Here is a 19,899-nt window from a genome sequence, read left to right as displayed (position 1 = left end):
TTTCCTCTTCTTAATGTCTGTTCTGGGTCCGCGCCTTCATCCTCATGAACAGGCGATCATGTCCGCGAACGGAAGCGGGCCTGATCCTATCCCATCACCCGGCGGAAGCCATCGAACGGAGGAAAGATCGGCTATTCGATGGACCTGCGCGCAAGGTTCAGTTCACGCCCTGCACCTGGCCGCCGTCCACGCGCACATTCGCACCGGTCATGTAACCGGCATGCGGGCTGGCGATCATGCAAACGGCATGGGCGATCTCCTCGACACGGCCGATGCGACCGACGGGAATCGGCGTCAACTCGCGCGCGGCGCGCGCTTCCGCTTCCTCCAGCGAAATGTCGCCCCAGCCCATATTCTGCTTGAGCCTGCCCAGCCAGGCCTCGACCGCCGGGGTCAGGATCATGCCGGGGCTGACGCTGTTCGCGGTGACGCCGCACGGCCCCAACGCCTTCGCCAGACTGACGGTCATGTTCAGCATGGCTGCCTTGGCCGCGCCATAATCCGGGCCGAATGCGATGGGCTGCGTGGCCGCGGCGCTGGCGATGTTGATGATGCGGCCCCACCCCTTCGCCTGCATCGCCGGCAGAAGGCGCCGGATCATGCGGGCGGCGGCAATGGCGTTGAGTTGATAGGTGCCCTCCCAACCCGCTTCGTCCACCTCCGTCCAATGCATGGCCGACGTGCCCACCGCTCCGCCTGCGTTGTTCACCAATATGTCGATCTCCCCCGCTGCCGCCGCGACCGCATCCGCGCCCGCATTGTCGGAAAGATCACCGATCGCCACGCTGGCGTTGCCGCCGATGGAGTCGGCCACGTCATGCGCCTTTCCGGCATCGCGACCATGCACCACCACGGCGCAGCCTTCCGCCGCCAATAGCCGCGCTATCCCCGCGCCGATGCCGGAACTGCTGCCCGTCACCAACGCGCGCTTGCCTGCCAATCCAAGGTCCATGCCCGTCTCTCCTATGCTTTCACGATATGCTCGATGGCGACCATGGTCGCGTAATCACTGACGAACTCGGCAACGTCCGCCGTGATAACGGCGATGTCCTCCGCGCTCCGGAACAACCCGTCGCGCAGCGCCGCCTCGCTTGGAAAATGAAGATGGGCCATGCCGAACCATGGATCGGGCGGCGAAAGCCGATCCTGCACATAGCGGTTCATGCCGACATGGATTTCGCAGGCCAGCGGAATATGCTCGCCCCAGTGCCGCTCCACCTCCGTTCGCGGGAGGCCTTCGATGGCGCGGATGAAGGAAAGCTGCGAAAGCCCCGGCGAAATGCCGACCGCAAGCGGATATTCCGAAGGCTTGCCGACGATCTGCGTTGAGGAACGAACCTCCGCCTGTTCCCAGTCGGATCGAAGGCTGTCCGCATCGCATGGAGCATCGGACCAAAGTTCGATCACCGCGTCATAGACCGGCGGCACCGCCGCGCCACCATCATCGACCGGAGCCTCCAGCCCCACATGCACGACGATCCGCTCGGCGGCTGTGGCCCAGCCCTGCGCCTTGGCCCATTCGGGCGCCGATGCGGCCAGGGCCGATCGCGGCCCGCGCAAAAGGATGATGCGTTTCATTGGTCCTCTCCCCGATCGCCCTTGCGCGACCGAATCGCATTAATTAAAATGAACGGTATAGTTTTATTTTATCGGAGCAAGCGTGCCGGACGACAACATCGCAAGACCGCGCCGGGGCAGGCCGACAAATGCGGATGCGCCCGTGCGGGAGGCCGAACTGATCGACGCGGCGGCCCGCGCATTCCTGACGCACGGCTTTGCGGGGGCGAGCATGGACCATATCGCCGACGCGGCCAGGGTCAGCAAGGCGACCATCTATGCCCGTTTCGGCAACAAGGCCGCGCTGTTCGAGGCCGTCGCACTCCACAGCGTCGCATCCATGCGCAGCGATGTCCGCGACATCGCGGTCGCCGGGCGGGAACCCGCCGACGTGCTGACGGACTTCGCCCTGCGCATCGCCGGCGAAGTGGCGGAGGCGGAACGGATCGCCCTGCTCCGGCTCGCCATCGCCGCGAAGGAACGCTTCCCCGACATAGCCATGCGCCTGCACGGCCATATCGCTGACACGGTGGCGCCGATCACCGCCTATCTCACGCATTTGCGCGAAGCGGGATACAGGGTCGACGATCCTGCCGAACTGGCCCTGCACTTCATCAATCTGGCCAATGGCGGGCTGCGCTTCCTCCTGACCGACGACTTTACGGATGCAGGGTTTCGGCGGCGATGGGCGACCCGCGTGGTCGCATTGTTCCTGCGGGGGATAGAAGGCTGAACGGCGGCCGGCATCTGGTCGATCCGGTCAGGCATCAAGGATGTGGTGTTTATGCGCTCCCCGCCCCGCCAATTGCCGACATCGCGCTTTTCTGAGACGCCGGTCTGAGACGCCGGGGCGAGCGGTCGAGGAGGATGGGATATGAGGCGCTGGCTGATCACGGGCATCTCAAGCGGCATCGGCGCGGCGCTGGCGAAAGCCGCTTTGACGCAGGGCGACCATGTCATCGGCACCGCCCGTGACGCGCAAGCGATCGCCGCGTTTGAAGCGGAGGGCGCTGGCCGCGCCAAGGGCATCGTCGCGGACATGAGCGACGCCGCGCAAATCGCGAGGCTTGCGAGCGAAACGCTGGCCGCCGGGCCGGTGGACATATTGGTCAACAATGCCGGGCAGAGCCTGTTCGGCGCGGTCGAAGAAGTCGATCTGGATGATGCGCGCCGACTGTTCGAGGTCAATTTCTTCGGCCCCTGGGCGTTGACCCAGGCGCTGCTGCCGCATTTCCGCTCGCGGGGATCGGGCACGATCGTTCAATTGTCGTCGGGCTGCGGTTTGACCGGCACGCCGGGTCTTGGCGCTTACTGCGCCAGCAAATTCGCGCTGGAGGGGCTGACCGAGACGCTGGCGCTGGAGGTCGCGGCCTTTGGCATCCGCGCCATGCTGGTCGAACCGGGCGCGATCGCCACCCGCTTCATCAGCCATGGCACCCGCGAGGCGCAGGTCCGCATTGCCGACTACGGCTTTCTGTCGGGACAGGGCAAGGCGGTGCTGGACAGCTATTACGCCGCCGCCGCCAGCCCGCCGGAAGCGGTCGCGGAGGCGATATTGACGGCGCTGGACGGCGAAACGCTGCCGCTGCGCCTGCCGGTGGGCGAGGATATGCGCGGGGCGCTGGCGCAAAAGGCATCGGCGCTGGCCGCGCTGGCCGGTTGATGATGCGGCGCTGAATACTGCGCTATCGCCAGGATTTTCAGTTCGTCAGGATGACCTTGCCGTTCAATCCGCCCGCATCGACCAGCCGCTGCGCTGCCGCTGCCTGATCGAGCGGCAGGATGCGGGCGATGGGCACGGCGATCCTGCCCTGCGCGACGGCGGCGGCCAGACGAGCGGCATCGGCACCGCTCGGGACGACGGCGAAAAATTCCGGCGCAGACGGCAATCCGTCGCGGGGGATCGGCGTGGTAGCGGCGGTCAGCACCCGGCCGCCGGGCTTCAGGCGCCGGCAAAGCGCGCCAACCGCTTCGCCGCCCACCGTGTCGATGACATGATCGAAGGGCACGCCGCTCCAATCCTCCTCGCCCAGGGAGATCACATCGTCGGCGCCCAATACGCGGACAGCCTCGACATGGGCGGCGCGGACGGCGGCGGTCACATGGGCGCCCCGCTCCTTCGCCGCGAACAGCGCGAAACGGCCGACGGCACCCAGCGCACCCGTCAGCATCAGCCTCTGACCGGCCTGAAGGTCCAACCCGCGTTCGACCATCTGCAAGCCGGTCAGGCCAGCGGTCGGGATCGCGGCGGCGGTCGGCAGATCGAGGCCATCGGGCACCAGCGCCAGATGATCGGCGGCCACCGCGACCTGTTCGGCATAGCCGCCCTTGCGGAACGGATCGAGCATGCCGAAGACGCGAGCGCCGGGCGCAAAGCCCTCCCCGCCGATGACTTCGCCCGCCACGTCATAGCCCAGAATATGAGGGAAACCGACAGGCGCGAAGCTTTCGAACAGGCCCGCCCGCCATTTGCCGTCCGCCGGATTGACGGCCGCCGCCAGGATGCGCACCAGCGCTTCCCCTGGCTGAGGCTGCGGCGGCGGCAAATCGGCAGGCTCCAACACCTCCGGGCCGCCATGGCGGTTGATCACGATCGCCTTCACCCTTGCATCTCCTTCATTCGGTCAGGATCATCGCCGCGCTCCGTTGGCGGTGATCTTGTGGCGAAGCCGGGCATCGTCGGGAAGCGCGTCAGGCGCAATCATCACGTCAGTGATTAGGGTCTTAAGATGCCAGCGGCTACTCTCCCGGCACAATTAACGGGAGCTGGAATATGCAGAGACTGAAGGGCAAGGTCGCCGTCGTGACCGGCGCGGGCCGCAATATCGGCCGGGCCGAAGCGATGCTGCTGGCGGAGCAGGGCGCGAAGGTCGTGGTCAACGATCTGGGCGGTGGTCCCTATGGCACGGAGAGCGGCGACGCGTCGCTGGCCGAGGCCGTGGCGCAGGAGATACGCGACGCGGGCGGCGAGGCGATCGGCCAATGTTCCAGCGTGGCGACCCGCGAGGGCGGCGAGGCGGCGGTGCAGGCGGCCATCGAAGCCTTCGGCCGGATCGACATTCTGGTCAACAATGCGGGGATCGTGCGCCCGGCGCGGATAGACCGGATGACGGACCAGGACTGGACCCTCTGCATGGACGTCAGCCTGACGTCGAGCTTCTTCACCTGCCGCGCGGCGGCGGCGCATATGATCGCGCAGCGGTCCGGCGTTATCGTCAATACGGGATCGCCGTCGGGCTTCGGTCATTGGGGCATGGCCAATTATTCCGCCGCCAAGGAAGGCCTTCTGGGCTTCACCCGCACGATTGCGCGCGACCTGGGAGAATTCGGCATTCGCGCCAATCTGATCCGGCCGGTGTCGCATCTGACGGGCACGCATACGCCGGAAATCGACGAGACCATCGCTGAATCGGCGCGGCTCGGCATTCCGCTGCTGTGGAACAAGCCGATGGCACAGCCGCGCATGACGGCCCTGCCCGCCCATGTCGCGGCGCTGGTCGTCTGGCTGTGCACCGACGCCGCCGCCCATGTCAGCGGGCGGGACTTCTACATCCAGGGCGATGAAGTGGCCCTGATCCCCGAACCCGAAGCGATCCGCACCAGCATCCATCCCGACGGCTGGACGCTCGATGCGTTCGACGAACAGGCGAACCGCGACTATCTGTTCGGCTCGATCCAGAACCGCTTCGTGCGGACGCCCGATCCAGCCTAAAGGGGACCAAGTGGCGGGGCGGCGTGATCGACCGCCGCCCAGCCGAAGCGCGGCGCGGTGGCGGCGTTATTCTCCTCCGCCTGCCATTCGACCGGATTCACCATCCAGTAGAACAGGCCATAGACGATATGCGCGCGGATGGCGCGCCACGCCTCTTCCTCCGACGGCGGATTGGCGACGCCATGGCGGGTCAGCGCGGCCAGATAGCCCACTACCAGATCCTTCTCCCAAGCCCGCCGGTCCAGCGGATCGAGCGCGGAGATGTAGAAATAGGTCACGTCCTGCGCCCAATGGCCGCGACGCGTGGTCTGCCAGTCGAGGAAGCCCGGCCGGCCCTCGCGGGTCAAATACATATTGCCCAGATGCGCGTCGCCATGGATCACGCAACGCGGCCCCTGCTCCCCGAAATGGCGTAATTGCTGTAGCGCCGCATGTACCCTCTCCCGATCGCGGCAAGCCGCCGGAATGCCGAGCGACCGGGGTAGCCCCATATAATGCGCCCATGTCTCGGGCTGGAGCTGGCCGCGCCCGAAATCGCCCCAGGCTTCGTCCGGCAATGGATCGTGGCGCATCAGCCAGCCGAGATCGCCATCATCCTCCAGCGCCGGACTGCCCCACCAGCGGGCGTGCAGCGCGGCCAGATCGTCGAGAAAAGCCGTCGCCTGATCGCGGGTCAGGGGCTGCTGCACACGGCAGATATGGGCGCCCGCGGGCCTCAGATCCTCCATGACCACCATCCCCTGATCGGCGTTCGCTGCGGCGTAAAAGATGTGCGGCAGCCCCAGCGTCAAGCGCGGCGCCAGCTCCGCGAAGAAGCGCGCCTCCGTCTGGTAGCAGAATTTCACCAGTTCCCGATGCTCGGCCAGGCCCGCCTTGATGCACAGCGCCCGGGGCAACCCATGGGCCTGCCCGGCATCATTATAGGTCGCCGTCGCCATCATCTTGGTGCCCGTGCCCCAGAGAATCTCGCTGATGTCGATCCGCTCCACCCGCGTTCCGGGATAGCGCGGCGCCAAGGCGTCGCTCAGCCATTGCGCGGTGACATCCTCGGGGACCAGCGGCAACCAGGGTTCGTTCATGCAGCCTCCTCCATGCGCAGCTTCCTGCCCAGTCCATAATCGCCCATGATGGTGGTGCGTTGCATGATCCGGACCTCGTCAGGCGCCGCGCCGGTCACGCAATGGACCATGCGCCAATTGTCCCACAGCAGCATCTCGGACGGTTTCCAGCCATGATAATAGGCGGGGCAGGCGACCAGATGATCGACAAGCCTTTGCAGCAACGCATGCCCTTCCGCGTCATCCTGCCCCAAAATATGGAGAGCGCCGAAAGGCGAGATGTTGAGCACCTTGCGCCCGGTATCGGGCTGGGTGAAGACCATCGGATGGACGACCGGCGGGAAGTCGGTGTCAAGACGCGGCCCCACCGACTTCTCGAAATCGCTCATGCGGATCGTGCGCACCCGGCTCTTCGTGCCGTAGCGCGAATAGCCCGGATTGACGGTGAGCTGATACACGATCTCCAGATTCTCGATCCGCGCCTTCAGGTCTTCGGGCAACAGGGCATAGGCCTGGACCTGATCGATGAAGCCGGTCTGGCCGCCCCAGCTTGAAATCCTTTGTGCGGTCAGCACCCCGCCATGGTTGATCCGGTCGGTGAAGACCAGGTCCGAATGCCATGGCAGGAAGGCGATGGATGGCTTCCCGTCCACTTCGAACAGCCCTTCCTTGTCCTGATCGGAAACCAGGGTGATGAGTTCGGGCGTACCCTCCGTCACCAGTTCGCGTACCGGATGGATTTCCAGCTCCCCGAAGACCTGGCTGAGCGCGATCTGGAAATCGGGGGTCACTTCGCTATCGCGAAAGACCAGCAGGCCGTCGTTCAGCCAATGTTCGCGCAATTCGTGCCGAACCGCTTCCCGCTCAATATCTCCTGGCGTCAACCCGACAACCTCACGGCCGAATCCCAGTTCTTCGCCAAGGGGATTGATACGATATGTCATGCTTGCCTCTCCTGTGTCTGCGCATCCATGACCTTGCTGCGCGATATGACGCCCCGCACCCCCCATTTGTGGGTTTTCCTCCGCTGCACCTATGTGGCGGCCCTGCCACGGGCGCGTCAGGCAAGCTGTGCGACGCTGAGCAGCAGCATACGGACCAGATCGACCTGCCGTTTCACGCCCAGCTTGGCATAGATGGCCTTGGAATAGCTGCGCACCGTATGTTCGGAAAGATGGAGATCCCCGGCCACCGCGGTCATCGTCCGACCGGCGGCGAGGCCGAGCGCGATGTCCGCTTCGACCGGGGTCAGGCCGAACATCGCGCCCAGACTTTGCCGCACGTCGCTCCCCGCCCCGCTCGCCTCCCGCTCTCGACGCAGATAAAGCACAAGGTCGGGCCGGGCGGCGCCATATCCCTCCTGCGCGCCGAAAGGCACCAGCAGCATCTCGATACGTTCCCCGGCCAAATCGACGAGCAGCGCGCGGCTGTGACCGCTTGCCAGGACCAGGGCGATCGCATCGGACAGGCGACGCTGTCCGGCGGCATCGCCTACCCGCAAATAGCCGTCCTGGCTGATGGTGACGCCGCCGTTCCGCGTCAGCAGCGAAGCAGCGAGTGGGCCGACGCCCACTATCTTGCCGCTTGCGGTCAGGGCGACAGCCGCCATGTCGAACCGCGTGGAAACATGCCGCGCGATTGCGGCCTGCACCCGCTGCCGGTCGATCAGCACGAAGCTGCGAAGCGCCACGGCGACATGCGGCAGAAGGGACCGGAACAGGGCGACGCCCTCATCCTGAAAATCCGCCTGCCCCGCGTCGCGGCACCAGCTCAGCCAGGCCGTCTCCCCCTCCTCATCGACGATGCGGGCGCTCAGCATATGGCCGATCCCCGCCGGCGCGAGAAAGTCCTGATAATAGGGATGGTCGCTCGCCCGCCCCGTACGCAGCAATTCGGGCAGGCGATAGACGCGGCCCGGCTCCATCGCGAAATAATGGACCGGATCGACCATCGCGAACTGACTGCGATAACGCTGTTTCATCGCGGGAGTGACGGTGCCGCCAGCGGAAAATTCGGCGTCCACGGACCGGCTCGGCCCCCGGCGGAAAATAAGGTTCGCGTAAGACAATCCGACGAGATCGCAACATAGGCGCAGGAATCGCGTCCAGGGCTGACGATCGGCCACCGCCGCACCAAGCGTCAGCGCCAGCCGTTCCCGCCTGTCCATCGGAGCGCGATCCTGCGTCACATTCCTTTCATTCCCTGAAGAACCATGTGGACGATAGCGACGGTGTCCATGGGCATATCCTCCATACCGACCAGCAAGCGGTGCATCGGTGCGAGAACGGCGAGATCGTAAAGGAGGCGGGCAGCCATATCCGGATCACGCACACCGCAGTTGCGAAGCGGCTGGCGCAGCATGGCCTGGACCTGCATCAACCCGTTGCGGTTCGCATCCGATGCAAGGGCCGGCAGGTTCGTCGCCTGTGCCACGAGCAGCCGATACATGGCAAGCGCATCCTCGTCCGTGGCCATGGCGTGGAGGGCACCCACCATCCGCGTCAGTAACGCCTCATCGCTCACCGCGTCGCGGCTGACACGCTCGATCAGGAAGAAGCGGCGGGCGATGAACTGCTGAAGCACCGCTTCCAGCACGGCCCGCTTGTCGGGAAAGCTGGCATATAGCGTGCGTTTCGACATGCGCGCCAACGCCGCAATGGCGTCCATCGACGTACCGGAGAAACCTTCCCGTCGGAACAGATGCGCCGCGGCATCGAGGATGCGCGAGCGTGCGTCACGGACTTCCAATTGCAGGGGCTCGACGGGCCGGTCCATCGCATGATCGTCGGCTGTCATGGCATCCGCGCTAGACCAGGGACGAAAATTTGTCGAGTGGCTCATGCCGCGAAGGTCAGCGGCAGGCCCGGCCGGGGCCACCGGCCCCGCAGCAACCGGCCTGTCCCCGCCGCCGTGATCCAGACGTCCCGGCCATCCTCGCCGCCAAATGCGATATTCGTGACCATCGCGTCGTCGATCGGCATATGATCGCATGCGCCGGTCAGCGGATCGACGATGGTGATCCCGCCACGCACGATGGAACCGATGCAGATCCGGCCATCTGCCTCCACCGCGAGGCTGTCGAACATGATATGTCCAGCGCCCGTCGCGACGACATCCCCCGGCGAACCGCCATAATCGCGCAGCCGGCCGGGGCCGACGATTTCCGCACGCCAGAGCCGGCTGCTCAGCGTATCGGCCCAATAGAGCCAGCGACCGTCGGGGGACAGGCCGATGCCATTGGGCGAGAGCAGGCCCGACCGGACCTGGTGGATGGCGCTACCGTTCGGAAGGGCATAATAGAGGCCTCCATAGGTCTTGCCCTCCTTTGTGCTCGTGCCGTGGTCCGTGAACCAGAATCCTCCCGCCACGTCGAAGACGATATCGTTTGGTGCCAGCAGCGGCTGGCCATCGGCCTGGGTGTAGAGGCTGGTCGCCACGCCGCTTGCCAGATCGACGCGCTGGATCGAACCGCCGACGTGCCGGTCAGGCGCATAGGCGATGGATAAGTGACCGTCGCGGAGCGCACAGTCGAAACCGCCGCCATTGTTGCACACATAGACAGCGCCGTCGGGGCCGATCGCCGCCCCGTTGGGACCGCCGCCCAGATCGGCGACCAGCCCGATCCTGCCGTCTGGCCATACACGGCTGAGGCGTCCGGCGCCCACTTCGACCACCAGAGCCGATCCGTCGGACAGCGCCACAGGCCCCTCCGGGATCAGAAGGCCGTTAGCCACTACATCCATGCGCACAGCTCCCGCATCCGGTCCGTCGCCGCCACGGCATCGTCCAGCAGCTCATCGAAAATCGCCGCGACGGGCATTGTCTCGCCTGCGAATATCGCTGACTGCCCCCAATCATAAGTGCCCTTCTCGATATTCCCGCTCCGATAACCCGCATAGGTGTGAGCGCCGGAAATAAGGTCGCTATAGGCCTCATATTCGGTAATGCCTTCCGCCTCCAATGCCAGCACGGCACGCGCGCCGGGATTGTCGAGCACCCGGTGATGATCGCGCAGAAGCGTCTTTATGATCACGCTTTCCGTCCCGTCGGCGGCGGCGAGCCGGGCCTTATGATCGGGATGGATCCACAGTTCCTCGGCAACCAGCATACGGGTGCCCATCAATATGGCATCCGCGCCCATGGCGAGCGCCGCGGACAATTGCCGGCCCGTGCCGATGCCGCCCGCAATGACGACAGGTATGTCGATCGCCTGCGGTGCATGCGCCGCCTGCACCATGCTGCCGATCAGCTTCGTACCCGGATGACCGCCGCATTCATAGCCGACGACGATCACGGCATCCACGCCCATGCGCTGCGCCGTCAGGGCATAGCGGACACCCGGCGCCTTGTGGATGATCCGGATACCCGCGTCGCGTAGCGGCTGGATCAAATCCTCGGGATTGGCGCCGGCGGTTTCGACGCAGTTCACGCCATGCTCTGCAAGCAACGGGATGAGCGCGAGCAACGCCTCCACCGATCCGGGACGACGCGACACGTAGAAATTGACACCGAAGGGTTTCCCGCCGGTGAGTTTCCGGCAGAGGCGGAGCTGATCGACAAAGGCATCCCGGGACTCATGCCCCGCCGCGACGATGAAGCCCATGCCCCCGGCATTGACGACGGCCGCGACATAGCGTGCGTCCGATACGCGCGGCCCCATGCCCCCGCAGAGAATAGGATGGCGGATGCCCAGCAAATCCGTGATCCGGGTCTGGAATATCGCTTCTCGCATGGCTGTCGTCCTGCCCTACCCCATCATCCTGTCAGGTAGAGGAGATCGCTTCCATTCCGGCAATGGCTTTCACGCGAACCGCAGCGATGCATCACAAGTCCGTACGCCGGACGATATTTGCGGCATTGTCGCAAACCGTGTCTTGACTGCCGCTTCAGTGCTGCGGACGAATGAACATGGCGGTGCCATGGTCGGATGCGACATAGACGGGGTCGCCGATCTTCACCATTTGCGGAATTTCCTCCAGCGCCAGTGGCATGCCGGTAAGCCGTCCGCGCGTGATCCGGCAGAAACTGTCCTCGTCGATTCGGAAGGTGCGCTGCTCCCCTTCTTTCGTTTCCACGGTGATGGCGCAGGCATCAAGCGCGGCAACGGTGCCGACGGTCGGGATATTGCCCGACTTCGGCATGCCCCGAATATCCATCGACAGACGGAAATAGCGGTCCGACCGGTTGGCGAGCCCGCTATGGGGCGTTTCCAGGCTGAATACCAGCAGGTCGCCGGGCTGGTAGAGGGCGCGGTACCATGCCTCGGCCGGGATCACATCGTCGCCTATGCCCTGCGGCGGCCGGGGGAAATCATCCATCCGGGGGCGGTGCAGCCCTTCCGCCACGGCCAAACCGCCGGTCTCCTCATCGATCGGCGCGAGCGGCATCCAGCAGATTTTCAGCGGCAGCCCCTTGTTGTTGGGACCGTCGCAATGGACGAAGTTGAAACGCGAATTCGGCCGACCCGTCCCCGGCGGTAGCGCGTGATATTCGGTATTGGGAACCCAGAAGACCTCTTCACCGAACAGTTGCTCGAAAAAGGCACGGATCGCGGGCTCCGCGACGAACTGATCCCGCGGATAGCGCGCCAGCAGCGGATCGGTGGCCGGCGTGCCGTCGTTGCGGATCGGGAAATTGTCGAGGGGCGCGCCATTATACACGGCGGCATCGTCCCGCCCCGGATCGATCACATTCAGGTCGCGCAACACATCCAGATAGACCCCCCGCAGCCGACCGACGGCTTCCTTGTCCAGCACGTCGCGGAAGAACCAGTAGCCATCGCGCTCCCATGCCGCATCCAGTGCCGCACGATCGCCCAGCAGATGATTGGCGGTCCTCAATTCCCGCATCGGCGGCGTATCCGGAGAGTTGGAAGTCATCATGTCGGCCATGTCCGGTCTTCCCCTGGACGTCAGTGGAGCCAGGCCGCTCCGCGTCCGTCCCGCGAAACGGGAAGGACGCGGGGCAGCCACCTCTTTTTCAGAAATGATAGCGCAGCGTCACGCCATAAGTTCTGGGCAAGCCGGGCGTGTGGCTGGTGTAACCCAGGCTGTCGAGGTTGATGAGCAGGAAATCATACTTCTTCTTGGTGAGATTATTGACATAAAGCGCCAGGTCGAAGCCCGATCCCATGACCCGGTTCCAGCTCGCGTCCAGATTCACCAGATTATAACCCTTGGCATCCGTATATCCGGGCACAACCGTATCGTTCCCGACATAATCATCGGTATGATAATAGCTGATGCCGACCGATGCATCACCCTGAGAACTGTCCAGCGGCGCGATCAGCCGTGCGCCAAGCGTGTAGACATTGCGCGGGGCACGGGCGAAGGGATCGTTGCTGTGATCGCTGCCGTCGGGATAGATGAACTTGGTGAACTTCGCATTGGTATAGGCATAGTTGGCCGACAGTTCCAGCATCGACACCGGACGGAACAATATATCCGCCTCGATACCCCAGATACGCGCCTTGCCCGCATTGGTCGTGACAGTCGTCGGAGGCACGGCCAGAGGATCGGTCAGGAGCCGCTGGATATCGTTATATTTGGCGTAATAGGCGGCCAGATTGGTGCGCAGGAACATGTCCCCCATGCGCCAGTCGGCCTTCACGCCCAATTCGACATCGTCCACCGTTTCCGGCCTGAAGGTCCGGCGCAGACCGGCCTCGGTCGAGGCACGCGCGCCAAAGCCGCCGGTGCGATAACCATGCCGGTGCGCAAGGTAGATCAGCTTGTCCTGCGCGATCTTATATTCCAGGCTGAGATTGTAGGTGACCTCGGAGAAGCTGTCGCCGACGTTCAGTTCGCACTGCGAAAGCGGCACCGCGGTCTCCGGCGTCGCGGGATTATTGTCGAGGTCGCGGGTGAAACGGCATGCGGTGGCCGTCCGGTTGCGGATCGTCGCCTCGCGCTTGTCGCGGTTGTAGCGAACGCCGGCCGTCAGGCTGAGGCTGTCGTTGAAGCGATAGGTTCCTTGCGCGAACACGGCGTAGCTGCGGTTGCGGCCGGCCACATCGGTATTGCTGAAGGCGGCGGTGGGATAGCCGAAAATATCTTCAGGTTCGATCAGCCCCGGATCGACGCTGCCAACCGTGGAAAGACCCTGGTTGCGGCCTCTTTCCCAGAAATAATAGAGGCCGGTGATCCAGTTGAAATTCTCTGTTTCGCCCAGCAATTGCAGCTCTTCCGAAAACTGCGCTGTCCAGTCTATCCGCTGTTGCGGATGCAGGCTGTTCATGGTCCCGTCCATATCATCGAAGATATTGTCCTTGATGTGACGGTAGCCGACGATGTTCTTGACGGTCAGCATGTCGTTGACCGGAATCGTCGTGGTATTGGCGATATCGTGCGTCTCCACCTTGGTGAAGATATTCGAGCCATTGGCGATGCGATAGGGACCACGCGCCTGCTGCTCGGCCAGCAGTTGCTCAAGCGGACGATAGCCGCGTGCCGCGCGTACGGCGGCGCCGTTCAGCGATCCGGTGGGGCGAACCTTGTAGATGAAGCTCGCTGTGCCGCCATCGTCTTCGTGGAAATAATTATAGACGGTCAGCGATTCCACGCCGCTGTCATTCTTCATCAGGACGGAGGCGCGCACGCCCTCCTGCGCGGTGTCGTTGACATTGCGTCCCAATATCTCGTCATAGACGAAGCCGTCGTCGCGCTGACGCTGACCGGCGACACGTACCAGGATGTTGGGCGACAGCGGTACGTTCAGCATGCCTTCCATGATGAAGGTGTCCAGATTGCCATAAGTGACGCCGACACGGCCTTCGAAATCGTCGGTCGGCCGGTTGGGACGGATGATGATCGCGCCGCCGGTCGTGTTGCGGCCGAACAGCGTGCCCTGCGGCCCGCGAAGCACTTCCACCGACCCGATGTCGAACAACGCTCCGTTGACCCCCTGCGTACGGGCCAGCACGATGTCGCCCATATAGGTGGAAACGGATTGGTCCGCGAGCAGGGTGAGTTCCTGCTGGCTGAGACCACGGATCGCGAAATTGGGCAGCGACCGGCTGCCGCCCTGGCCGGGAACCGACACAAGGCTGGGCACCACGCGGCTGAGGCCCGCCACGTTCGAGATATTGGCACGCTGCAACGTGGCGCCCGACACGGCGCTGACCGAAAGCGGTACGTCCTGCAACCGTTCTTCGCGGCGCCGTGCCGTCACGACGATGTCATCGCTGCCGAAGGCGGCCTGCGCATGCTGGGGCTCCTGTTCGGGCGCCCCCTGCGCCGATGCAAGCGCCGGAACCGCCGAAAGCAGGCACGCGCAGGACGACATCCAGAAACTCGAAATTTTCATGACAACCTCCCCTGAAACATTGACGTTCGCTTTTGTTGTAAAATCTTGGCCCGGCGCGCCGCCGGATCGCTGCCTCGTCACAGCAAACCGCGTTCCTCCGACGTCGGCAGATCCTCGGGCGATACATGGGCTTCGCGCATGGCCGTGATCACCGCGGTCTGGGCAGAGGCGATGCAGGGGAAACCGACATAGGGCGTCAGTTGCACCAGCAACCCCTCCAGCTCCTCCACCGCCAGGCCGTTGGCCAGACCGATCTTCACATGGTTTTTCAGCTCCAGCGACTGGCGCGACGCGATCAGCGCGGAAATGACGGCAATGCTCTTTTCCTTGCGGCTGATGCCGTCATGCCGCCATGCGTCGTGAAAGGCCCAGCCTGCCGCCATGCGGGTGATGTCGGACCCGAACCGGCTCGATGTCGCCGCTTCGTTGAAGGCGCCGCCAAAGCGTTCGCCCATCACGCCGGTGATGAAGGCGACGCCCGATTCCTGTTTTTCATCCAATCTGCTCATTGCTTTTGTCCTTCCATTCCTTGCTCGACCGCCGCCAGTTCCGCTTCGGCCAGGAAGTGCGCGGGAATGGGGCCGATCTGGGTCACGCCACCGTCCACTGGTAGCAAAACCCCGGTGATGAAGCGTGCATCGTCGCTGGCCAGGAAGGCGACCGCGCGGGCGATGTCCCAGGCGTCGCCCTCTATGCCCAACGGCCCGATGGCGCGGCGCAAGGTGCGCAGGCCTTCGGGCAGCACATGCATGGCATGCGGCGTCATGATATGGCCCGGCGCGACCGTGTTGACACGAATGCCGTCGCGGCCATGAAGGACCGCGATTTCGGCCGCGAGCTGCGCCATCGCCGCCTTTGACGGGCCATAGGCTATGGAGCCGTGCGCGCGCATTCCCGCGATCGAGGAGATGTTGACGATCGATCCCCCGCCCGCCGCCTTCATCGCCGGCACGGCATGGCGGATCATCAGCATGGCGCTTTTGACGTTCACGTCGATGACGCGCGTCCAGCCGCTCTCGTCCGCCGCGTCCAACGCCACGGGATCGGAAATGCCGACATTGTTGACCAATATGTCCAGCCGTCCGGTGCGCTCGACCGCCTGCTCGACGAAATGGCGGCAATCGGCGTTGGCGGTGACATCGCCAGCCAGCGTGAAGGCCTGCCCGCCGGCGGCGACGATGCGGCGGCGCGTTTCCTCAGCGCTGTCCCCGTCACGGTCGACCAGCGCGACATGCGCGCCCTCGCCCGCCAGCAGCATCGCGATGGCGCGGCCGGTGCCGACGCCGTCGCCCTGCGTGCCCGCGCCCGTGACGATGGCCGAACGCCCCTTGAGACGAGGGTAGAATATAGTGGGTTGCGGCATGAATCAGGCCCGACCCCGGCCCGGCCGATCATCCTGCGAAAGACATGAAAATGCCGTCTCCGGCGCGCCTGTTGCGCGCCCGGTCGTTTGCCCGATCATGCTAAACTCTCCCTATGGCCACCTGTGCGGCCTCTTTTCTGTCCATGCATCATGCGACTCTCCTCGCCCTGGCGTCAGGTGTGATTTTGACATCGTGACGGGGGTAAATTATCATCCCTTATGGCCCGCGATGTTGCAGTGATCGGATTTGACGGCGCATGTCTCGCCAGCATCGGCTTGTTCCTGGATCTATTCGGCCAGATGCGCCTGCGCGTGGCCCATCAGTTCCGCACAAGAGACGATATCGGCATGCACACGCGCGCCAAATTGTTGGGACCAAGTCCAAGGCCGATTCAAGTCCTTGGCGGGTGGAAGCTGCAAGTGGAAGATGGGCTGGCGGCAACACCCCATATCTATATCCATGTGCCCGACTTCTATTGTCCGGAGGAAACGACGCCGGACTATATTGCCAAACTCCATTCCGTGATCGACTGGCTCCGCAGTCAATATGCGGGCGGCGCACATCTATCCGCGACGGGACGGGGCATAGAATTGCTGGCTGAGGCCGGACTGCTGGGAAACGGCCCCGTGCCGGTGGCGAGAGGCGCAGCCGCCGAATTCCGCAGGCGCTATCCGCATATCCGTGTCAACACCACGGACCCCATCGCCGAAGTCGATCGCATCATGATGGCGCGCGGCATGACGCACGAAATGAGCCTGCTCACCCGCCTGATCGGAAGGCTGTTGTCACCGACCATGGCCGGGACGCTCGCGGATGCCATGGGCATGGAACTGGACCGCCCCGGACTGTCGGACGACCCGCTGGTGGCCACTGCGCAGATGTGGCTCTCCGAACGAGCATCGCGTGGGCTGCACATCGCCGCACTGGCGGAGCATCTTGCGGTCAGCCCGCAGACCCTTATCCGGCGGTTCCGCGCGCAACTCGACATGACGCCCCGGGACTATCTGCGGCTGATCCGCATGCATAGCGCTCAATCCCAGCTACGCGATACCAGCCGGCCTGTTTCGCAGATCGCGACGCTGATCGGCTATAATGACCTCAAATCCTTCCAGCAGGCCTTCCGCCAACATACCGGCATGAGCGCGAGCCACTATCGCGCCCTCGTCCGGAACGGTGACGATCCGCATTCTTCCTCACCCGGCCCGGCGAACCCGTCCGATCTCGGAATGCCGCTGATATTATGTTGACCGGCTGCCGACGCGCGCAGGCCTTGTACGCAGACGGATTTGGGGAACGACAATCCTTGCCGTTCCCCTCCGACCTTCAGAACTGGACGCGGAACTCGCCACCCATCGTCCGCGGCGGCTGCAAATATGTCGCCGCCTGCGGATAGGGCTGTGCCGCGCTGAGCGCATTGCCGGCCGGGAATAGCTGGCCCAGATCGACATGGTTGAGCAGGTTCTTGACCCAGAAGGCCAGTTCCCCCTTGACCCCGTTGCCGAGCGGAATCTCGGAAATGCCCGTGCGCATGTTGATGCGATTGGTGAACACTCCCGGATTGTAGCGCGGCGATGGCGAGGCCGCGGTGCCGGCGGCATTGACCACCGTCAACAGCTTGTAGGGCGCGCAGCAGGTCATTTTCGAGCTGCGCGTCCAGTCGAAATGGATGTTGAAGACGCCGGGATCAAGCGGCTGGCTGAAGTCCACGGAGACCGAACCTGCATGCTTGGCCGCACCCACACCCAGCAGTTGGAGGAAAGATGCACCGGGATGGGCCGCTATATCCGCTGGGGATACGAGCAGGGCGCCGGCGCAATTGCCTGCCGGAGCTGCCGCGCATGGACCGGACGACAGGATGCTTGTCCCGTTCGGCTTGAAGGTGGTCAGCGTCCGTGGATCGATACCGATCAGCCGCTTGTTGCTGTCGACATAGGTATAATTGCCCGCGATGCTCAATCCCGGCACGATCCGGGCGCTCAGTTCCACTTCCAGACCCTTGGCCTTGTAGGGAACGGAGACGTTGAACGTATCCGAAATGCTGGGGTTCGTTGCCGGGCTGGTCTGGATCGATTGTTGCTGGTCATCCACCTTATATTTGAACGCTGCGACGTTGAAGGTGACGCGCCGGTCGAACCATTGCGACTTGATACCGATTTCCCAAGACTTCAGGACTTCTGTATCATAAGCGGTGAAGACCTGCGAACGGACGTTGGCCCCGCCATCCCGGAAGCCGGAGGCATAGCGGACATAGGTGTTCAAATCCTCCGTCAACTTGACCTTGGCCGTAAAGGCGGGGTCCACTCGCTTTTCCTTCGCCTCATTGCGGAGCTGGACTGGCAGGATCACCCCGTTGAAGATGTCGCGCCGGGCGGTTTTCGTATCGTCACTGTAGCGAAGCCCGGCGGTCAGTTCCAGCCGCTCATCCAGCACGGGCGGCGTCCAGCTCGCCTGACCATAGGCCGCATAGGCATTCGTCTTCGAAAATTGCCGGATGAAGCCGCCATTAGGCGCGAACGGACTATAATATGGCGCGCGGCTGGGGCCGCCGCCGGGCGTGCAGGGTGCCCCCGCTATGCCTGCCGGACAATTGGTGGAAAAGCCGGAGTCGCGTTCGTCGCGCACATCTTCATAGAAATAGATGCCGCCGACCGTGATGTTGAAGCTGGAGGTCGTGTAGATCGCCTGCAGTTCCTGACTGAAGACCTTCGAATCCAGATAATTGCTCGCCCAGGCCTGGACAGGCGAAGTCCCGAGCGACGTGACGGCGCCACCATAATTGATGGATCGCCGCAATCCGGTGATGGACTTCAGCGTGAGGGCGTCGCTGGCACCATAGGTCAGGTTCAGCACATGCCCGTGATTCTTGGTGATGAAATAAAGCGACGGAATGGCGAAGGGCGCGCGGTCGGGATATTTGTCCAGATCGAGCGGTAATTGCTGATATCGCCCCCCGTCGGTGGTGAATATCGTGGCAGGACCGGTCGGTGGCACAGTGATACCACCATTGGGGTTTTCGATCGTGCCGGTATTGGGCGACACAAGGATTTGAGGAAAGGCCTGGTCGTCCTTTGCCCAGACATCGTCATAGGCATAGAAGATATTGAGATCGCCGAAATCCCTTTCGACCGCGATACGGCCCCCATAAGTCTTCAGCTGACGAAAATCCTTGTCATAATCCCCGGTCTTCCAATGAAATGACGAATATGGACTGGAAACGGGAGTTATATTTTCAAGAAGAGCGCTTTTCACATTCTGGAAATAGCCGCCTCGCTTGCGGTACATACCCGAAAGCTGTATTTTGAATCCAGCGATTTCAGGAAGATCAAGGCGCCCCTTGAGTTCATAGGCATCGAAATTGCCAATGCCGGCGCGGAAATCCCCTCCCAGCACGCCGCTTGGGCGGCGTGACACGACCTGCACCACGCCCGCTTCGGCGTTGCGGCCGAACAATTGGCCCTGCGGCCCGCGCAGCACCTCGATGCGTTCGGGCGTGATCAGGTCGAGCGCCCCGCCCTGGGCGCGTGGAATGTTGATCCCATCGATATAGAAGGCGACCGCATTATCCTGCGTACCCTGCGATGCATCCGACGTGCCGTAGCCGCGCATCTGGAGCGCCACCCCCGTTTCCGTGCCGTTGAGCGGGTAGGATGTCAGGCCGGCGATCTTGCCCGGGCCGAGATCGTTCAGATTTTCGATGCCGCGGCTACGCAGCGTATCGCCGCTCAGTGCCGTGACGGCGAGCGGCACTTCCTGAAGCCGTTGTTCGCGCCGGGTAGCCGTGACGACGATATCCGCGTCCCCCGCCGCCGGTCGCCCAGCATCGTCCTGCGCGCAGGCCAAGGACGGCATGGATAAGGCCGATAGAGCCACGCTGGCGAAAAATATCCGCTTTTTCACTAATCTC

18 protein-coding genes are annotated in these 19,899 nt (G+C 63.7%); 4 read left to right on the top strand and 14 right to left on the bottom strand.

Annotated features, from left to right (window positions below):
- Positions 1 to 157: 157 nt before the first annotated feature.
- Both YP76_RS12580 and YP76_RS12575 read right to left on the bottom strand, forming a co-directional pair.
- The gene (locus YP76_RS12580; protein ID WP_046763925.1) at positions 158 to 952 is read right to left on the bottom strand and encodes an SDR family NAD(P)-dependent oxidoreductase; all 795 of its coding nucleotides are present in this window, start codon (positions 950 to 952) and stop codon (positions 158 to 160) included.
- Between the two features lie 11 nt (positions 953 to 963).
- Positions 964 to 1,578, bottom strand: a complete 615-nt coding sequence (locus YP76_RS12575; RefSeq protein WP_046763924.1) for an EthD domain-containing protein — start codon at positions 1,576 to 1,578, stop codon at positions 964 to 966.
- 82 nt (positions 1,579 to 1,660) lie between these two features.
- On the opposite strand from YP76_RS12575, the gene YP76_RS26650 reads away from it, so the two are divergent.
- Together YP76_RS26650 and YP76_RS12565 are read left to right on the top strand one after the other, a co-directional pair.
- Entirely contained in the window at positions 1,661 to 2,290 is a 630-nt protein-coding gene (locus tag YP76_RS26650; RefSeq protein WP_052757404.1) for a TetR/AcrR family transcriptional regulator, read from the top strand.
- Positions 2,291 to 2,431: 141 nt separating this feature from the next.
- Positions 2,432 to 3,220: an SDR family oxidoreductase gene (locus tag YP76_RS12565; protein ID WP_046763923.1), complete on the top strand. Its 789-nt coding sequence runs from the start codon at positions 2,432 to 2,434 to the stop codon at positions 3,218 to 3,220.
- A gap of 37 nt (positions 3,221 to 3,257) precedes the next feature.
- On the opposite strand, the gene YP76_RS12560 is transcribed toward YP76_RS12565, so the two are convergent.
- A complete protein-coding gene (locus YP76_RS12560; protein WP_046763922.1) occupies positions 3,258 to 4,160 on the bottom strand; it encodes an NADP-dependent oxidoreductase in 903 nt (300 codons plus the stop codon).
- 170 nt (positions 4,161 to 4,330) lie between these two features.
- On the opposite strand from YP76_RS12560, the gene YP76_RS12555 reads away from it, so the two are divergent.
- Entirely contained in the window at positions 4,331 to 5,269 is a 939-nt protein-coding gene (locus tag YP76_RS12555; RefSeq protein ID WP_046763921.1) for an SDR family NAD(P)-dependent oxidoreductase, read from the top strand.
- On the opposite strand, the gene YP76_RS12550 is transcribed toward YP76_RS12555, so the two are convergent.
- The 10 genes from YP76_RS12550 to YP76_RS12505 all read right to left on the bottom strand — a co-directional run bounded on the left by YP76_RS12550 (position 5,266) and on the right by YP76_RS12505 (position 15,994).
- Positions 5,266 to 6,348, bottom strand: a complete 1,083-nt coding sequence (locus YP76_RS12550) for a phosphotransferase (protein WP_046763920.1) — start codon at positions 6,346 to 6,348, stop codon at positions 5,266 to 5,268. The two genes, YP76_RS12555 and YP76_RS12550, sit on opposite strands and share 4 nt — an antisense overlap.
- Complete coding sequence (locus YP76_RS12545; protein ID WP_046763919.1) at positions 6,345 to 7,271, bottom strand: TauD/TfdA dioxygenase family protein; 927 nt, start codon at positions 7,269 to 7,271, stop codon at positions 6,345 to 6,347. Before YP76_RS12545 ends, YP76_RS12550 begins: the two co-directional genes overlap by 4 nt.
- 116 nt (positions 7,272 to 7,387) lie before the next feature.
- On the bottom strand, positions 7,388 to 8,515 hold the full coding sequence (locus YP76_RS12540; protein ID WP_046763918.1) for a helix-turn-helix transcriptional regulator: 1,128 nt from the start codon (positions 8,513 to 8,515) through the stop codon (positions 7,388 to 7,390).
- Positions 8,512 to 9,123: a TetR/AcrR family transcriptional regulator gene (locus tag YP76_RS12535; protein ID WP_046763917.1), complete on the bottom strand. Its 612-nt coding sequence runs from the start codon at positions 9,121 to 9,123 to the stop codon at positions 8,512 to 8,514. Before YP76_RS12535 ends, YP76_RS12540 begins: the two co-directional genes overlap by 4 nt.
- 41 nt (positions 9,124 to 9,164) lie before the next feature.
- Positions 9,165 to 10,070, bottom strand: a complete 906-nt coding sequence (locus YP76_RS12530; protein ID WP_046763916.1) for an SMP-30/gluconolactonase/LRE family protein — start codon at positions 10,068 to 10,070, stop codon at positions 9,165 to 9,167.
- Positions 10,061 to 11,059 (bottom strand): NAD(P)H-dependent flavin oxidoreductase, encoded by a 999-nt coding sequence (locus YP76_RS12525; protein WP_046763915.1) that lies wholly within the window; start codon positions 11,057 to 11,059, stop codon positions 10,061 to 10,063. The genes YP76_RS12530 and YP76_RS12525 overlap by 10 nt, the downstream gene beginning before the upstream one ends.
- A gap of 154 nt (positions 11,060 to 11,213) precedes the next feature.
- Complete coding sequence (locus tag YP76_RS12520) at positions 11,214 to 12,218, bottom strand: phytanoyl-CoA dioxygenase family protein (RefSeq protein ID WP_052757403.1); 1,005 nt, start codon at positions 12,216 to 12,218, stop codon at positions 11,214 to 11,216.
- 88 nt (positions 12,219 to 12,306) lie between these two features.
- The gene (locus YP76_RS12515; protein WP_046763914.1) at positions 12,307 to 14,631 is read right to left on the bottom strand and encodes a TonB-dependent receptor; all 2,325 of its coding nucleotides are present in this window, start codon (positions 14,629 to 14,631) and stop codon (positions 12,307 to 12,309) included.
- A gap of 77 nt (positions 14,632 to 14,708) precedes the next feature.
- Positions 14,709 to 15,140, bottom strand: a complete 432-nt coding sequence (locus YP76_RS12510) for a carboxymuconolactone decarboxylase family protein (RefSeq protein WP_046763913.1) — start codon at positions 15,138 to 15,140, stop codon at positions 14,709 to 14,711.
- Positions 15,137 to 15,994 (bottom strand): SDR family NAD(P)-dependent oxidoreductase, encoded by an 858-nt coding sequence (locus YP76_RS12505; protein WP_046763912.1) that lies wholly within the window; start codon positions 15,992 to 15,994, stop codon positions 15,137 to 15,139. Before YP76_RS12505 ends, YP76_RS12510 begins: the two co-directional genes overlap by 4 nt.
- A gap of 219 nt (positions 15,995 to 16,213) precedes the next feature.
- On the opposite strand from YP76_RS12505, the gene YP76_RS12500 reads away from it, so the two are divergent.
- Positions 16,214 to 17,242, top strand: coding sequence for a GlxA family transcriptional regulator (locus tag YP76_RS12500; RefSeq protein ID WP_052757402.1), 1,029 nt, complete (start codon positions 16,214 to 16,216; stop codon positions 17,240 to 17,242).
- Between the two features lie 76 nt (positions 17,243 to 17,318).
- Here YP76_RS12500 and YP76_RS12495 read toward each other — a convergent pair whose 3' ends face one another.
- Positions 17,319 to 19,844, bottom strand: a complete 2,526-nt coding sequence (locus YP76_RS12495; RefSeq protein ID WP_046763911.1) for a TonB-dependent receptor — start codon at positions 19,842 to 19,844, stop codon at positions 17,319 to 17,321.
- Between the last annotated feature and the right edge of the window lie 55 nt (positions 19,845 to 19,899).

Origin of the sequence: Sphingobium chungbukense (assembly GCF_001005725.1) — a bacterium.
Lineage (GTDB): Bacteria > Pseudomonadota > Alphaproteobacteria > Sphingomonadales > Sphingomonadaceae > Sphingobium > Sphingobium chungbukense.
Note: the sequence above shows the minus strand (reverse complement) of the source record. Positions and strands in the feature narration are given on the sequence as shown.

Bases quoted from the DNA above. Each gene is read 5' to 3' on its own strand.
- YP76_RS12580 (WP_046763925.1), bottom strand. From the start codon at position 952: ATGGACCTTGGATTGGCAGGCAAGCGCGCGTTGGTGACGGGCAGCAGT.
- YP76_RS12500 (WP_052757402.1), top strand. From the start codon at position 16,214: ATGGCCCGCGATGTTGCAGTGATCGGATTTGACGGCGCATGTCTCGCC.
- YP76_RS12550 (WP_046763920.1), bottom strand. From the start codon at position 6,348: ATGAACGAACCCTGGTTGCCGCTGGTCCCCGAGGATGTCACCGCGCAA.
- YP76_RS12555 (WP_046763921.1), top strand. From the start codon at position 4,331: ATGCAGAGACTGAAGGGCAAGGTCGCCGTCGTGACCGGCGCGGGCCGC.
- YP76_RS12510 (WP_046763913.1), bottom strand. From the start codon at position 15,140: ATGAGCAGATTGGATGAAAAACAGGAATCGGGCGTCGCCTTCATCACC.
- YP76_RS12515 (WP_046763914.1), bottom strand. From the start codon at position 14,631: ATGAAAATTTCGAGTTTCTGGATGTCGTCCTGCGCGTGCCTGCTTTCG.
- YP76_RS12545 (WP_046763919.1), bottom strand. From the start codon at position 7,271: ATGACATATCGTATCAATCCCCTTGGCGAAGAACTGGGATTCGGCCGT.
- YP76_RS12525 (WP_046763915.1), bottom strand. From the start codon at position 11,059: ATGCGAGAAGCGATATTCCAGACCCGGATCACGGATTTGCTGGGCATC.
- YP76_RS12520 (WP_052757403.1), bottom strand. From the start codon at position 12,218: ATGGCCGACATGATGACTTCCAACTCTCCGGATACGCCGCCGATGCGG.
- YP76_RS12495 (WP_046763911.1), bottom strand. From the start codon at position 19,844: ATGCCGTCCTTGGCCTGCGCGCAGGACGATGCTGGGCGACCGGCGGCG.
- YP76_RS12565 (WP_046763923.1), top strand. From the start codon at position 2,432: ATGAGGCGCTGGCTGATCACGGGCATCTCAAGCGGCATCGGCGCGGCG.
- YP76_RS12575 (WP_046763924.1), bottom strand. From the start codon at position 1,578: ATGAAACGCATCATCCTTTTGCGCGGGCCGCGATCGGCCCTGGCCGCA.
- YP76_RS12535 (WP_046763917.1), bottom strand. From the start codon at position 9,123: ATGACAGCCGACGATCATGCGATGGACCGGCCCGTCGAGCCCCTGCAA.
- YP76_RS12530 (WP_046763916.1), bottom strand. From the start codon at position 10,070: ATGGATGTAGTGGCTAACGGCCTTCTGATCCCGGAGGGGCCTGTGGCG.
- YP76_RS12505 (WP_046763912.1), bottom strand. From the start codon at position 15,994: ATGCCGCAACCCACTATATTCTACCCTCGTCTCAAGGGGCGTTCGGCC.